At 49.3% G+C, this 16,603-nt stretch carries 13 protein-coding genes; 1 reads left to right on the top strand and 12 read right to left on the bottom strand.

Annotation, left to right across the window (positions count from 1 at the left end; all coding sequences use genetic code 11):
• Window positions 1-210: 210 nt before the first annotated feature.
• Window positions 211-1,281, top strand: a complete 1,071-nt coding sequence (locus AC4G47_RS02855; protein ID WP_491104681.1) for a copper amine oxidase N-terminal domain-containing protein — start codon at window positions 211-213, stop codon at window positions 1,279-1,281.
• 221 nt (window positions 1,282-1,502) lie between these two features.
• Here AC4G47_RS02855 and AC4G47_RS02850 read toward each other — a convergent pair whose 3' ends face one another.
• The 12 genes from AC4G47_RS02850 to AC4G47_RS02795 form a co-directional block, all read right to left on the bottom strand.
• A complete protein-coding gene (locus tag AC4G47_RS02850; RefSeq protein WP_491104680.1) occupies window positions 1,503-1,904 on the bottom strand; it encodes a RidA family protein in 402 nt (133 codons plus the stop codon).
• Window positions 1,905-2,133: 229 nt separating this feature from the next.
• Entirely contained in the window at window positions 2,134-3,102 is a 969-nt protein-coding gene (locus tag AC4G47_RS02845) for a M15 family metallopeptidase (protein ID WP_491104679.1), read from the bottom strand.
• Window positions 3,103-3,417: 315 nt separating this feature from the next.
• Window positions 3,418-4,227, bottom strand: a complete 810-nt coding sequence (locus AC4G47_RS02840) for a hypothetical protein (RefSeq protein WP_491104678.1) — start codon at window positions 4,225-4,227, stop codon at window positions 3,418-3,420.
• 46 nt (window positions 4,228-4,273) lie between these two features.
• Window positions 4,274-7,477: a DEAD/DEAH box helicase gene (locus AC4G47_RS02835; RefSeq protein ID WP_491104676.1), complete on the bottom strand. Its 3,204-nt coding sequence runs from the start codon at window positions 7,475-7,477 to the stop codon at window positions 4,274-4,276.
• Window positions 7,478-7,843: 366 nt separating this feature from the next.
• Window positions 7,844-8,266 (bottom strand): chemotaxis protein CheW, encoded by a 423-nt coding sequence (locus AC4G47_RS02830; RefSeq protein WP_253429671.1) that lies wholly within the window; start codon window positions 8,264-8,266, stop codon window positions 7,844-7,846.
• Window positions 8,267-8,388: 122 nt separating this feature from the next.
• Window positions 8,389-8,532 carry a hypothetical protein gene (locus AC4G47_RS02825; protein ID WP_491104673.1) on the bottom strand — a complete coding sequence of 48 codons (144 nt, stop codon included), beginning with the start codon at window positions 8,530-8,532 and terminating at the stop codon, window positions 8,389-8,391.
• A gap of 561 nt (window positions 8,533-9,093) precedes the next feature.
• Entirely contained in the window at window positions 9,094-10,041 is a 948-nt protein-coding gene (locus AC4G47_RS02820) for an aminopeptidase (RefSeq protein WP_491104671.1), read from the bottom strand.
• A gap of 84 nt (window positions 10,042-10,125) precedes the next feature.
• On the bottom strand, window positions 10,126-12,009 hold the full coding sequence (locus AC4G47_RS02815; RefSeq protein ID WP_491104670.1) for an alpha/beta fold hydrolase: 1,884 nt from the start codon (window positions 12,007-12,009) through the stop codon (window positions 10,126-10,128).
• Window positions 12,010-12,137: 128 nt separating this feature from the next.
• Complete coding sequence (locus tag AC4G47_RS02810) at window positions 12,138-12,704, bottom strand: TetR/AcrR family transcriptional regulator (RefSeq protein ID WP_458127141.1); 567 nt, start codon at window positions 12,702-12,704, stop codon at window positions 12,138-12,140.
• Between the two features lie 337 nt (window positions 12,705-13,041).
• Window positions 13,042-14,274, bottom strand: coding sequence for an MFS transporter (locus AC4G47_RS02805; protein ID WP_458125146.1), 1,233 nt, complete (start codon window positions 14,272-14,274; stop codon window positions 13,042-13,044).
• A complete protein-coding gene (locus tag AC4G47_RS02800) occupies window positions 14,271-15,539 on the bottom strand; it encodes an ATP-grasp domain-containing protein (RefSeq protein WP_491104668.1) in 1,269 nt (422 codons plus the stop codon). The genes AC4G47_RS02805 and AC4G47_RS02800 overlap by 4 nt, the downstream gene beginning before the upstream one ends.
• Window positions 15,536-16,588 (bottom strand): YqcI/YcgG family protein, encoded by a 1,053-nt coding sequence (locus tag AC4G47_RS02795; protein ID WP_491104667.1) that lies wholly within the window; start codon window positions 16,586-16,588, stop codon window positions 15,536-15,538. The genes AC4G47_RS02800 and AC4G47_RS02795 overlap by 4 nt, the downstream gene beginning before the upstream one ends.
• Window positions 16,589-16,603 lie beyond the last annotated feature (15 nt).

Raw genomic sequence — 16,603 nt, 5'->3', positions numbered from 1 at the left:
AAAGGTTAGGCCACATACCTGAAATTAACCTGATCCTGCTGCTGATAACCTGGAATACATGCGAACTTTCAAAACTAAACTAACATGCTGCTTACATTCATTGCATCCCAACTGCAACAATGGATCAAGTTGTCCCGTCTATAAACATGTAACGCGGCCTTAAGGAAGATTTTACCGCGACAGTACACAGATTAGAAGGGATGATTTTTGATGAATAACAACATGAAAAAAGTAAGTGCCCTGATGGCCCTATCCATGGCACTGGGCGGTGGAGCCGCTTATGCAGCAACACTGGACAACACACAGCCAGTCCATCAAACATCCGTTTCAGCTAATAATAACGCAGCTGATGCAGTAAATGTATCCGTGAATGGTGCGTCCATCTCCGATGGTTATTGGAACAAGGATGGCAAAGTAGCCATGATCCCACTGCGTGATCTTACCGAAGCACTGGGTATTGAACTGGAATGGAATAAAGAAACTAAAACTGCAGAGCTGACCCGAGGTGCTCTCTGGACTCAGGTAATCACAGGCAAGGATCAATATTCCGTGAATAAAATGCTGCTCACGCTGGGCACAGCGCCCGAAATCACAGGCGGCAAATTGTATGTACCGCTATCTTTTGCTGAAAAAGCTCTGCATGGACAAGTGAATACAACGGGGAATCAGGTGACCATCTCCAGTGAAGAGGAAGTGAATACGGTTACTGAACGCGGTGTAATTACCAGAATCTCGAACCAAGATGACTATAAGTCCATCCAGATTGGTGGTGCGGGTATGGATGGTATTGTACTCAATCTGAGCGATGATACGAAATTCATCTCAGTGAAGGGGAAAGAGATTGCACTGACTGATCTGGCCATTGGCATGAACGTGGAAGCTGAGCATTCCCAGATCACTACCCGCAGTCTGCCACCACAAACGCCGACCTATAAAGTCACTGTACTGGATGCGGATGCAACATCTGAGGCACAACCTAAAGAGGTTCTAGGTACAGCGGGTACAATTGAAAATGTAAAAACTGCAGAAGGCCTTATCTCACAGATTGAGATCACAGGTACACGGTTAACAGAAACAGCTCCTGACCATGTCGTGCTGAACATCGACAAAGACACACTGATCGTGAACCACGAAGGTAAAACGGTAAAAGCTGAAGAACTGACCAAAGATGCCAAAGTTATCGGCTTTTATAGCCCTTTGCTGACACGCAGCCTGCCTCCAATCGGAACGGCATGGAAAGTGGTTGTGGAAGCACCTGTAGCAGAGCTGGAAGCGAAATAATACGGTTTGTGAAAAGAGCAGACTATGCATGTGTTGTATACTGCAAACCGCATGTATCTTCTCGCATGTGTCGTATTGAGTGTGACGCATCACGATTACCAGCCTGCAACTATACGGCTAGCCTATCAAAACAACCTTATCCGCCTGTCTTCTGACAGTCATGGATAAGGTTGTTTTTTTGTTTATGGAGTTATTTTTTGTGACTATTTAGAGCGATACGATTATTCCGGCTTACCTTCATCTTCAACAATCGCTTCCACTTCAATCTCAACCATCAACAAAGGATCAATGAGTGCGCTAACTTCAACCATGGTGGCTACAGGCTGGATCCGTCCAAAAAATTCACCGTGCGCCTTGCCAACTTCCTCCCATCTGGAGATATCGGTCACAAACATCCGGGTTCTCACCACATGTGACATGTCAGCACCCAACTCTCTTAGTGCGTTCTCAATCGTCTGCAAAATGAACCTCGTCTGTGCATAAGGATCACCTGCACCAACAACCACACCCTCTTGCATCGCCGTTGTCCCTGCCACTTCAATTCGGTTACCTACACGGATGGCACGGCAATATCCCACCAACGGTTCCCATGGGGAGCCCGTAAAAACCTGCTGTCTGCTCATTCTCTCGTCCCTCGCTTTGGTTGTATTTGTCTCTTCGGATTAAACATGAATTATATCAGTCTATCATCATCTAAAACAATGGAATGAAGTTTAATTTCATCTTAATTCCAACATCATTTTTGAACAGAAAAAAATCCCCTGAATGACTGCCCATTGTATAGATCAAGGACGGTTTTTTCGGGGATTTCAGGAAAATTAGTATCTTATTTTTAAGGATAAAGCATCCGGATTACAACTTGATATTAGCCTCATCGAAGTATTCTTCCAGAGTTAATCCACTTTTCGCTACATCCGACGCCAAATCCGTACCGATGTACCGGATATGCCATGGCTCATAGACGTAACCTGTTGTATCTTCTTCACCTTGCAGATAACGGATAACATATCCATATTCTGCGGCGTGTTCAGCCAGCCACTGGCCTTCCTTCGATGTGCCAAATACCTCTTCCAGCACATTGCCTACACTCGGACTGGATACATCAATGGCCAGACCCGTCTGATGTTCACTTCTGCCTGGTACAGAGCTCACACGATCGGTATATTCTTGACCTTTGGTTTTGACATTGTTGTTGTAGATGGATACCTGACGCTGATATGAACGATAGCCAGACACCGCACGAAGCTCGATGCCATCCTCCTTTGCACCTGCAAACAACTTCTCCAGTGCCTCGGCAGCTTCCTTACGCATATGCCGCTTCTCATGTGGTTCGTCGAAGGAGAACGGTACATTCGGCTCCACCAGATCGTCCGGCTCGTACCCTTCAGGCAGACTGCGTTGCTTGTTGACAATGACGGTCATAGACTCGGCATTGGTCACCACGGATTGTGCATCAATTGTCGTTTGCAGTGCGCTGATGCTGCGTTTCTCCAGCAATGGATCTTCGGCTGTCGCACCATTCCCATCGTCCGAAGAACCCTGCTCTTCGCCCGCTGAAGCATTACCTGACTCACTGCCTGTGCCCTCATCGCTGTTGCCCGAAGATGAGGTATCATCGCCACCAGCATTGTCGCCGTCCGTTCCCTTATCCTCCGTAAAATGAACCGTTGTGCCGTCTGACTCTTGTTGTGTGTTACCTGCTCCATTCGGATCCTGGCTCTCCTCTGTGCCATTCTGGCAAGCGGCAAGCAATGCTCCGCATATCATCAATGAGGACAGCATAACCACAATGCGGCGCTGTCTTCCTGTACGTGATTTCATATAAAAACTCCTATCGCAATAATATAAATGTTATATCGTCGTCTGCCTGCAGTGTTCCCTGCGACAGTATACCTTAATTGGGAGCGAAGCTCCACCTGTAAAGACCTCCTTTAGAAGAGATCCGGATGAATATATATGGGCTGCACAGCTTGTATGATCGTTTTTTGGACTTTTAGAGCAACATCTCAGTGCTGAACACCATAGAAGTGAAATGGGAATACGCCTTCATATTCCAATATGCAAAATGCAAAAAGTGATTATGCAATAAAAACAAGCAGGGGTGATCTGAAGATCTCCCCCGCTCTGATGGGTGCATCATTTGGTTGCCGGGCTGTCCTTCTTCTTCTTCTGGACAGCCTGCCACATCCGCGCGGCTACACGCTCGCGGATCAAGTCCAGCCCTGCGGTGGCCGGCACGCCCGGCAGCAGCGCTGTCAGCTCCGGCAACGCCGGGGGCTTGCCCGGCTGCGCGAGGCGCACCTCAACGGCGCCAAATCCCGGCCCCGGCTGGTGCATGGCGCCGTCCGCGGCGGCCTCGGCGATCCACTCGCCGACGGCTGCGCCGCCTTCGCCGCCCCGCACTTGCGGGCGGCCAGCCGTTTCCGCTGCGCGGCCGGGGCCGCTGGGATCATGGGCGAGTTCCTCCGCCCATGCCCCCAGCACGCCGGCGAGCAGCGCTTCGCGCGGCAGGCCGGCGTGCGCCAGCTGCAGCAGCGACTCGGCCGCGAGGCGCACGGCTACGGCGCGCTCAGCGGCCGCGGCATGCGCGCAGCCAGCGCGGCCGCAGGTGCACGCCACGGCCGCGCTGGCCGTGGCTGCGCCTGGCGAGCCCTCGGGCGCGAGCGTTGCCGGCAGTAGCCCGGCAAGCTCCTCAGGCGCCGGGCCGCCGCGCAGCAGGGCGTACAGCGTCAGCGGGCGCTCGCGCAGCTGAGCCAGTACAGCCTCGCGCTGGGCTTCGCTCAGTCGCGCTGGCGTTCCCGTGACCATGAACATGCCTGCGGCTGATCCGGTCTTGCCCTCAGCAGCGGAAGCGGAAACTTTCTGATCTGCATCCGCTGCTGTATTTACTTCTGCTGTCCATCCACCGGGGGACATATGCAGCTCGATCTTCCATTTTTCGCTCACAACAATCCCCCTTTCTCATCATCTATATTCTCCTGAATGTTCAAGGTCACAGCCACGTCTCACCCTGAAGCGAGATCAGACCACGCAGCTCATCATCCGACATCTCTGTCAGCCAGTTCTCACCTGAACCGACGACCTGCTCGGATAGTGCCTTCTTGCTCTCAATCAGTTCATCAATTCGTTCCTCCAGCGTCCCCTGACAGATCAGCTTGTGCACCTGCACGTTGCGATTCTGCCCGATTCGGAAGACACGGTCCGTCGCCTGGTTCTCGACCGCGGGATTCCACCACCGATCATAGTGAACCACATGACTCGCGCGTGTCAGATTCAGACCTACACCTCCGGCACGAAGAGATAGAACAAACATGGACGGACCCTCTCCCTTTTGGAAAGTCTCCACCATATCATCCCTTTGCGCCTTCGACACACCACCATGCAGGAAATACGGTTCTTCCTCATATCGCTGTTTCAATCGTGACACCAGCAGATCTCCCATAGCAACATATTGAGTGAAGATCAGGGCAGATTCCCCGTTATCACGGATGGCGTCCAGCAGTTCAAGCAATCGTTCCATCTTACCGGATGCCTCCGCCTTGCCGTGGTCTTTCCGATTGCTGTCCGCCAGCACTGGATGGTCACAGATCTGCTTGAGCTTGGTCAGAGATGACAGAACAATCCCCTTCCGGGCAATGCCGTTTCTGCCATCCAGGCCCCCCATCAGATCGTCTACCACGCGTTGGTACAACACCGTCTGCTCCGGCGTCAGCGAACAATAGGATTTCAGTTCAAGCTTCTCTGGCAGATCCTTGCGAATATCCGGATCACTTTTCAACCTGCGCAGCATGAATGGAGATACCAGTCGATGAAGCTCACGCAAGGATGCTGCATTTTCTTCGGATGGCCCCAGTCCCGTATAACGCTGACGGAACGATGAAGCTGTGCCCAGATACCCCGGATTGAGGAACTGGAAAATGGACCAGAGTTCGCTCAGTCGGTTCTCTACAGGTGTGCCCGTCATCGCAATACGGTGAAGTGTAGACAGACGCATCACACTTTGCGCTTGCTTGGTACGGTAGTTCTTAATATATTGCGCCTCATCCAGCACAATGGTGGACCAGTGTAACGAAGCCAGATCCGGCCCATCTCTGCCTGCCAGATGATAGGTCGTGAGTACAATGTCATGCGTCTGCGCTTCTGCCTGAAATTCGTTCCCGTGCAACCGTTGTCCGCCATGATGAATGTACAGCGACAGATCCGGGGCAAACCGTTTCAGTTCACGCTGCCAGTTCCCAAGCAAGGAGGTGGGACACACAATGAGCGCAGGAAGATGAACAGGCTGCACATTCGTGTGCTCAGCCGCCGTGAATGAATCATCTGCTTCGTTCAGCATGTCATTCTCACGTGCTTCCTCTTCGGCTGCCTGACGTTCCTCGTGTTTTCGATCCAGCAGACAGGTGATTACCTGAATTGTCTTTCCTAGTCCCATATCGTCCGCGAGACATACGCCGAAGCCCAGCTCACGCATAGCGGATAACCATTGGTAACCCCGTTCCTGATAAGGTCGTAATTCACCATGCAATTCTGCCGGAACCTGACGGGGCTCAATACTGCGAAGCACCTGTCCATCGAGCAGGAAAGCGAGCAATCCATCGGATTCTGCACCGAAGACGGAAAGACCCTTCCATGCGGAATCCTCCCCTTCATCCGCAGCCAGATGCAGCCATTCGGAGAGAGGCATATATTGTTCTTCTTCTTTTTTCATATAACGCAGGACTTGGCGAATCTCTTTCGTATCCACTTCAATCCATTCACCGCGGAACATGACATATGGAACAGTCGATTCAGCGAGCGCTGCCAGTTCCTCCGCCGTGACCGGTTTACCATCCAGCATGGGCTCCGCCTTGAAAGCAACCAGTTGTTCCATGCCAAGTGCCGATGTGGCTCCAGGCAAACGCTCTGTTCCCCGATTCAACATCTGCAGACGCAGTCCCGCACGACGTTTCCCGGCACGACTCCATTTGGAAGGCATGAGAACAGTTATCCCGGCCTTTTGCAGACGCGGAACGGCATGTGTAAGAAATTCAAAGAAACCCTGCTGCTCCAGCTTGATACCCTCTGGACGAGCGATGAGCAGTGCCGTCTCCAGTTCAGGTGCCAGTTCTGCTGCATGCCCGAGTGCCATGAACAACTGTTCTGCCGCCGAGGCATATAACACTTTCCCACGGTCGAGATCACGCTCCGGATGTGCCCAGATGGTACGTACAGGCAACCTCAGGCTCGTTTCCTGCTCACTGTCCACCCAAAAGCTGATTCCCCAGATCGTTTCATGCTCACCCAGCGGCGGCTCCAGCCGGAGTACCAGCTTCAATTGGCCTTCGGCAGGCGCCATTTCTTCTGCTCCTACGATCGGCATCGTGGTTCCACCGGCATCCTGTAACGTATGAATAAAGGCTGTCATATCGTCCGTAGGCCCTTGCACCGTTACAGGACGGAACATCGATATAAGACTGTTCCACCAGAGCTCAGCTACCGGGGAAGATCCACGTCGGTATGGCGTGCGGTAACGGGACAGCTCACTGTCCATCCCCTCCAGCTCACTCGTCACTACAGCATGAATCATGCCACTCATAAATGAAAATAATACCGCCGCCCCTGCTTCCTCACGTGTTTCCGGTTCCAATGAAGCATAGGCCCCGGGAGCAGCTAATCCAATAGGAGGCATCGCTTCAGCGAGATCGCGGAAGCGTTCAATGTCCTCCTCTGACTGCAAGCGTGGCCGCCATACTCCGGTCAATGTCTCTTGCCCAGTCCGTCGACGTGCGCCCGTCCTGGCTGCGAATTCAGCCGATGGAGCAATTGCCCCCCGCAACAGCAGCTCCTGTGTGAACTGCGCCGCTTTGATCCAGTAACGCATCTCTTCTCCCACCTGAATTCCGGCTGCATTGAACAAACGGTCATCCCATTGCAGCAGCAACCTGAAGGCATCCTTGGGCAAGACTGCCAAGCCTTCCAATGTGCGTCCCAGCAGTTGACGCCGCTTCGTGTTCTTGGCTTCAGCCGTGTTCCTCAGCGGATTTGGCCAGCGCAGCTCTGCAAGACGCAGAGCTGCAGGCTGAAACAGACGACCCCCGTCGTCAAAATTCAACCTTCTTACCACGTGGCTCCATGCATCCACACGCGGTTCCGATGTTTCACCGGAAAAACAAAAAAATACGTCACCAAGCCATACTCCATACAGCGATTGCATCATTAAAGTCTCCCGTCATCCCTTCGCATTGTTACTCTCCATCATATACGAAAATGACCGGATTTAAAAACCTTTACCCATAAAAAGTGGTTATTTCGATGGTTAGGGCGTGTCTCAAAACTCGCTGAAGTGCATCTTTTACCCCCTTTTCGCCCCCTGCTGCGTCACTTTCCCTTGACGTGCCCCGGCACGCCTGCGGAAAACTTTCTTGCTTGGAACGGAAATTCGGCAAAATCTGCTTCCTTCGGAGTTTTCCAGACACGCCATAGCGGCACAAAAAAATGTCCCTTCTCCCGAAAAGCGGATGAGGAACATTTGAGGTCAACCGAAGGATAATACTGAATATTGAAAGAATTACGGATCGTTACATTACGATGATCTGATCAAGCTGCCCAGCAGTACATCCAGGTTCAAAATGCCTGCACGATGGTCTTCACAGAACCCGATTTTGTCAAAAACACCAAGCATGAAACGGCGGTGTTCCTCAGCCGGTTCCTCGAAACGATCGTAACTTACAACAGAATCGACCATATCTACGATCAGCGGTACGAATCCACCTTTGTAAGGCACCACAATAATACGAGTAGAAGAGGTATCCTCCTGGTCCGGCATGCCTAACAATACACGAAGACTCACAACCGAAACGACCTTACCGTACAACGAAGCAAAGCCCCGGATCTCCGGACTTCCAAATGGAACTGTTGTTACCTGCACCATTCTGATGATCTCATGAACTTCATCAATTCGAAGTGCAAAGATCTGGTCTCCTACCGAAAAATTAATATATTGCATTCCCTCATCCATAAATATCCCCATACCCTCTCATTCCGTATAATCAGATCCATGTAAAATATTAAAATAAAACTACAAGAAGAGCACTTTATTTGGCAAAGTGACCTGCTTGTGGTTCACATTCACCAAGTCACCACAGGTAATTTCGTCCCATTAGTTGTTACTTTGGTGTATCGGTTATTTTCAAGCAAATGTTTAGGCTTCAGATCAATTTTGCCAACTTCAGCAGACGTTGCATTACCGGTTGCTGTCTTCGCTCTGCTCATTTGTTTGTGCCCATGCAGCGACTTGGTTCTGATCTGTTCACTTCCTCTACCAAAGGCCAGGTAAAATTACAACATAAACTACCGATATAAATAATATATACAGGGGTTTATGGAATTCCCCCTATTGCTCTTGGAAGTCAGTCGTTTCAATACGGAGAGTAAGTAAACCTGACATCAATCTCATCATTTTAGTTGCAAAAAAAGACCAAAGATCGGCATGAAGCTGATCTCTGGTCTTTTTTATCCCCATATTTATGGATCTGTTTCTATGTTTTCAAATACTTGGAACAAAAAAACGGGATTTCTGTGGATAACTTATATTTTCACTCCAAAAGAGTTGTTTTGTCGAGTGAAAACATGAGTTATACCTGATTTGTGGATAAGTTGTGCACATATTGCACACATGCTGTGGATATCATTAGTGTTTCATGTGGATATTCATTATTTTAATGTGGACATGTTGTGTATTTGTTTGTAAATCTGACGTAAAATCTGAATTTTCGCCCCAGTTATCCATTACTGTGGACACGTTGTGGACATGCCCGATTTCCTTCACTCTGGTTATTCCGCCAGTTCACCCTGACTCATAATCAGCTTATCATCGATATACACATCCGGCTTTTGCACAACTGCATCGATATGCACACCGGCAGCAATCGTTCCACCGAATGTATTATTGCTGCCAAAAGCCACATGAATCGTACCATACACTTTCTCATCTTCCAGCACTACACCCGTAATTCTCGCCTTGTTATTGGTCCCAATTCCAAATTCGCCGAGAAAGCGACCATCCCCCTCGCCAAGTGTTGCCAGTAATTGAGCCCCATCCGGGCCTTCAGCTGAAACCAAACGTCCTTCCTTGACCGTTAATATCATCGGTTCACGAAGTGCACCGATTCCAGCAACGGAGCCATCTACAACAATACGGCCTTCGCCTTTACCCTCAACCGGAGCAATATAGGCTTCTCCAGATGGCAAATTGCCTGATTCACCGGGGTTCAAGTACATGCCTGTGCTCGGTACACCGTTACGATCTTCAATGGAGAAGGAAAGACTATGGCCCTGCTTCTCTATTCGTACATGACGACCTGCAGTTAATAGAGCTGTCACCTTCTCGGTTAATGCCTTTACTTGTGAGTATTCAGCCGTAATTGCTCCGTTCATAAACATATCCTCTGTCATACCAGGCATTGTTGCCACTCGGGTTCCTGATGCAGCGGCTTGTTTGCGTGCCTGGGTATGGGTTAATGAATATCGCGTTACACACACGGCTACATCTGCCCGAATCATGGCATCCGCGATTGGCGCAGGTGGCTCTTCGCCGGATCTGCTGCGTTCCTTCATGATTAAGAGGACGGATTCTGCTCCAAGTGCTTTGCCTGCCTCATAGATGGATTCGGCCAAATCCCGTTTCATATCGTCTGCGACAACCACCAGATTCTCTCCGCTGCGCAGCCCCAGACACTCGATTAGCACATTTTTACTGATCTCCACACGTTGCTGACTCATACATTCATCCCTCCTGTCTTTGGTACAGCTCGACTTGACCCTTTCGACAGTTGGCACGGGATTCCTGCAAGTCCGAAGCTGAACTCATCTCACGTTATCAGACCATTCGACGAGGATTGCAGCTGTTTCCTTATACTGAAACGTCGGAAAGTAATGTCCATAGGGCACATTTATCTGTTGGATCTGCGGGTTCATATCCCGGGGATAGTGATATTCCGGATCTTCCTTGGCCCATACGACCAGCGCATTCTTGGCATAATGCTGACTTCCCATTTTCGCCCACAACGTTGAACTGGCGCCTTTCCTCTGACCCGAGTGGATCCACCGCAACAGGTCTGCATGCGCTCCTGCAATGCGAGGAGATTGGAGACTGGAGCGTATTCTCTTGCCCATTGTAGGGGCGATAACACTGCCGTCGCCTACGCCGCTATAGGCACTGAACATTTGAATCCAACTTTTCTCCGATCTGCCACGCAGCAGAGAGCGCATCAGCCCTCTTGGCAAACGGGAAATCCATCTCAGCACATTCGGATTCGAATTGTTAGCCACTGGCTGAAGCAACCCCAACCGAATGTCTGTCCGCCCGCTACGCATATGTGCCGCAGCTGCAATAGCTGCCCCGATCGAATGACCAACCAGCTTCACCGGACCTTCAAACTCACCGAGCGCCTGAAGCAATGCATCCACCTGACCCTCAAATGCTTCATCCACCTGATGCACGGGAGACCGTCCGAATCCAGCGAGATCGATTAGCCATACCGGGTTCCCGGTCCGTTCCCTAAGCTGTTGTCCCAAAGGTAACATCTCATCCGCAGATTGAAGCAAACCATGTACAATAATCCAAGGCTCTCCCTCACCCTCCCAACCAAGCATAGCCATATTTCCGCTCCGTGACCGAATATAATCTGTCGGAAAACCCTCAGGTAACGGCGTATAACGAAGACGATAGTCCAGATCGGCTGTAACCAGCGGAAGCTGTTCCCGGATGTCCGGCCAGGATTGCCCCATGCGTGTGAACAGTGCCTCCGTCTCTTCAACCGGGAATGACCTGTTGGTAATAAAAGCAACCGACTCCGCTGGAACACCACTGATGCGTGTACCCCCAGATTTCATGATCCATTGAATCCATGGTAATGGCACAGCCCCTTTGGGCTTGGGTACGTCCAGTTGCTGCGCCAGAAGTTGCAGCAGTTCCTTCATATTGGGGCTGTCTTCCTTCCGCGCCAATAGTGGATAGGTACCTCCAACTGGAGCGGTTTCCCTGGATAGAAATACAAGCGTCTGTGCAACAATGTCATTCTCCACAAGCGGTAACCAATAGGATGAACCTCCCGGCACGACCGGCATAAGTCCTTTCTGAATCGCCTGAATGAGCAGCCCAATCCCGCCTGTTTGCTCGGTTTCACCGGTGGGACGCGGTCCAACCACTGTACTTGGATTCACAACGGATAAGGGATAGTTATGCTGCACTGCATGCTCGCGAATATGAAGATCGGCATGAAACTTCATCTCTTCATACGCACTTTCATCGTTATCCACATGCTCAACCTGTAGATAATTCCCCTGTTCATTTCGCTCTCCATAAGGACTCATATAACCAACAACGTGGATAAAGTGTCCCAATCCATGAGTACGGTGGATTTCCTGTGCTAGCTGTGCCACTTCTCTGGCTCCGTTCATAAATATCTGCTCTGCTACTTTTCGGTCCAAGGTAACGTCCATGGTTCCACCCGCATGCATGATTACATTTGCTTCAAGAGCACGCTCCCGATCCACTGTAGTCATTCCAAGACCCGAATGGGATAAATCACCCGTAATAAATGTAATTTGGTCGAAATTCTTCACTCCGTAAGCCTTCAGCACCGTTCTCGCTCGATGTTCCGAACGAACCAACAAGAGCAATTGTGCGTCTCCCTGCGTGAGTTGTTTGACCGTTTCTTTGCCAATAAAACCTGTGCTGCCTGTCATGAAAATGATCGTTGTGAAATATCAGACTTGCTCCCTACCTGATTTATTTTTGTTGTATGTACACTCATTCTATTACGGCTCCTTTTAGTACTATATAGTACTAGTTATACTCAAAAAAAGAGCTTCGATTAACGAAGCATCTGACAAAACGTACGTGCCGATTGTTCTATGATCCCTACATCACGGGCAGTTCCCGCAAGAATAAGTGAACCTTCCAGGGCAGCAATAAATAACAAAGCGGCCGGTCCTGGCTCGATTCCTTGGCGAAATTCACCCCGATCCAAACCTTGCTGAAACAGCTTTTCCACCATAGGCCTAAGCTCACGAAAGAATCTGGATATGCTCTCCTTCACTTGGGGTGCAGTATCGGGTGTCTGCATATATAGCGTAACGAACGGACAGCTCCCTTCGTAATTTCGGCCTTCAATGCCTGCCGACAGCAATGCCATGAATGAGTAGATGCGTTCTTCCACCCCTCGCTCACGCTGACTGAGCAGCAAGTACAACTCCGATTCATACTGGGCAATCCAGTATTGCACCACGGCCTGAAGCAATTCCTCCTTGTTTTTAAAATGATAATAAATGTTGGACTTGGATACTCCACTCACGCGTACGACCTCATCCATGCTGACGTAGCTGTATCCCTGACGCAGGAATAACTGTGCAGCCACTTCAACTGCCTTCGTCCGGTTCACCGGATTGGAACTTTTTGATTTGGCAGATCCATTAGTCGATTTTTGATTTGTCATAATTAGAACTATATAGTACTAATTAAATAAAAACAAGTTTTCTGTTAACAAAAGATACTCTCTTGTTTTAAGTTCCACTCACTTGTCCACATTTAGAAAATTATATACACAAGATATCCACATATAGTATTAACTCTAGATTAAATACGTCATGGGATCATTAACCCGTTCCAGGTTATCCACATGTCTTCCGCTTTGATACAACAAAAAAGGCCAACCAGAATGTATCTGGCGGACCTTCCTTACACTTTATATCCCAACCGTTACTAACGGAGTGTCTGCTTCAAATCGAAGGTTTACTGTCACCAGCAATGATCGATTCCGTGCCTTGAAGCGGCAATCTGTTCTCCAGTCGGATGGCGACAAACAGGATTATCGTCACCGTAACACCAAGTGTTCCTAGCAGCACACCCGTGTTCTCCTGCCCCATCAGGGACAGCGGAAGTGCCAGCACCAGTGGGACAACAGATCTTGTAAATTGAGTGGCGAACGTTGATCTTCCCGACCACTTCATGGTCTCTTCGCGGCTGCGCAAGTTATCAAACATAACCGATCTTTGCATAATACGTGTCCGGTTAAACACAAACCCAAGCATGAATCCACAGATCAACGACACTGCAAACACTTGAACCGTGCCAATGATGATATCGATCACGCCAATCAGTATAAATAAATACATAGGAATTCGGTGTTCCCATTTACGAATCAGCGTTGCGAGAAAGGCACCCAGACCCATCGCTGCACCCATGGCCCCATACCGGGATGAATCCCAGTTATAGATATCATGGAACAAAATCGGTACGATAAAATTAATTGCTCCCAATTGTACGGTTAATACAACTACTGCCAGTATGGTCATGTTCAGAACTTTTTTCCTAATGGCGTCGGAGTACGTAATCTGCGGAGCCTCCGTTGTTGCTTTCTGTACGTTCTGCTCCACTTGACCGGATCGGGACAGAATCGGAATGAGCCAAGGAGCCATCATGCCCACAGCCAGCGTCACCATCAGTACTGTTGAGATCATTGGCAATCCACCTATACTGAGCAGGATTCCCGTTACTGCGCTCCCTCCAAATGCACCAATCTGAATCGCCGTCTGCAAGTCATGCGAGGCCTTGTGTGATTTGATTTTCCCGTCCAATACCATCTGGGACATGTAGATTTCCAGGCTCTGATTGGACAAAAACAGAATCACGGAGAAAATGCCGCCAATCAGGTATAAACCATACACATTGGTATTGCCTGAAAATTGAATCAAAAACACAAGCAGAAACACAATACCCAGAATACGGGCCAAGCTGAAAATCAGCAATGGTCGTTCTTTAAGGGCCGTTTTAAGGAAAAAGCTATACTTTTGCAATAAAATAGGCACCAAACTCATTATCGTAATAATGATACTCAGATGAGTAATCGACCCGCCCTGTTCCAGTACAGACCAGATCAGGGTAATATTCAATATGGTATCTCCACATAAGGTAATAGACAGGAAGAGGATGAACAGAATGGTCTGCATCATTGCAGCTGTCTCACCTCAGCAACTTGCAAATCAAGCTTTTGTTCCAGAACTCTTGCGGCCTGTTTTACCGCTTCAATGTCCTCAGGACCCTCATATTGGGTACGCACAGACAGCAGACCTGTGATGTCGAATCCTTTTGGAGCAGAGTGGACCACTCTGCCTTTGGCAGCAACCGGATAATAAGCCCGGTATCTGACATCGCCTGCTGCCTCACCGCTGGTATTATTCAATACCTTCCCGTCACGGTAGACAAATTTGATACAGGTTGCACACTTCGGAGCCGTTCGTTTCGCAAAATGGGCAGCAAGCGCATCCTCGCCCAGAAGACCGTAAGCATGGGCGGTCACCAGATCGGTCCCGTACACATCGCGGATATTGCGATAGACATGCCCACCACTGATACGACAGCTGAATTCCACCACTTTGTACTCCCCGTTTGCGTTTTGTCTGGCTTCAACGTTAAACAGTCCATTTTCAAGCTTCAGACCTGTGCATATTTGCCGAGCCATCTCACAAAGGTCTTGTTCCACATTGGATTCTCCCTGAAAGGGCAGGGTATATTCGTCCTCTTCAAAATAAGGACCTGGCATTCTGAGTTTGTTATGTACTCCCCCCAGATAAAACCTTCCGTTGACAACTACCCCATCCAGCGTGATCTCCTCACCCGGAAGAAACTCTTCAATCAGTGCTATTGCAGGACATTCATCATCGAAATACAGTCCCGATTGCGAAACGGCAAGTTGCGATATGCTATCAAAGGCCTGCTTCAATTCGGAAAGAGAATGAACGAGTGCTACATGGCTGCTGGATGCCGCCAGTGTCGGTTTGATAATAACCGGATAGCCTACACTTGCTGCTGCCGAAACGGCCTCATCCATCGTATTTACAGCATGAAATATCGGACAAGCTGTATTCTGCTGCTGCAAAAACTGACGTTGTCTGGACTTGTCTCTGGCAATTTCAGCTGCCTGAACAGGGATATCCTGTCTTCCCAATCCTTCATTCAATCTGGCATTCAGTACAATATCCGTCTCCTGCCAGGTAACAAAAAACGGAACTCCCTTTTCTCTCGCCTGCTCGATCATCTCTTCCACATTCTCATACTTGGGAAGAAGCTGAACGGACCGAAAGCGCGGATCTTGTTCATACCCAGGAACAGAGGTCCATAAATGGACCTCCTCAAAAATTCTCCCCAGAGCTTCAATATGATCCCCGTGCAGGGAAAAACCTTTTCTCATGAGCAGACCAACGGAGGACCGACTCATGCCAGAACCTCTTCTTTCGGCTGCTCCACGAACTCCAAAGCAATAATATACAACGTTCCATTCTCTCCAGCCTTGGAGGAGTGCACCGTGTTAGCCGGAAGCAGAATGCGGTCACCAGGCGTGCAATACAGCTCCCCTTCTTCTGTATAGAAAGTAATATCTCCACTTATGATTAAAAGGGTTTCGTCTGTAGGATGGGTATGGGATTTGTGCTCCCTGAATGGGGTATCTCTTTGAACCTCGACCGAACCGGTTACAGGCAGCAATTGCATTACAGCTTCTTCAAGTGTGACGTCAGACCCTTGGATATATTGAACTGAACTCATACTATTCCTCCTCATATGATGAAATGGGCATTGCGCTGTAGCAGAAACTTCGTTGGTATCTGGAATAAAATATTGCAGCCACTCCCGATTATTCGGACTTCCGTAGATCCCTAGATGCGGGAATGGATCAATTGCATCGTATTGCCGAAGCAAGCTTCGCACCAAATCCTTGGATTTATCTCCTTTTGGTGTTCCCAAGCCAATCGAATCAAAGACCCATCGGGGCTGAAAGGTAATCATGTATGTATTCGCACGTCTGCTCCTTCTGATCTCATGTGCTGGTGTGTTACAAACGACAAAAATGGGTTCCCCATGAAAACAAAATTCCCACAAAGGATCGTTCTCTTCATTCGGTATGGATTCTGGCCATTCTTTCAAGTCGATGGTGTGCAGCCGGGTCAGGATGGACCAAAATGTATGCTGATATTCATGGATGGATAAATCCTTGTCAATATTAAAGAATGTAACCATGGAAGTGTAGTTTCCAAAGCTCCTTGCCTGTTCCACATATTCTCTCAAGGCCTTTGCAAGCTCTTCTATGGAATCGTCTTCTACATCATCAAAAAAGGAGAACCGCAGCTCATTGCGATTAAGCCCCATGGAACCGAATATGCAGGGAAACCGTGGACTCTCACCGGTCATGTCCTTTTCAAAATGCTCAAATTCCTGCTTTCTCCAATCATGACTATCCAATCTCTTCACATCAGCGTTATCTAGCAACAACCCAAAGCCCTCCTA

The organism is Paenibacillus sp. Negev47, assembly GCF_058313655.1.
This window is presented reverse-complemented; position numbering and strand designations above follow the sequence as displayed.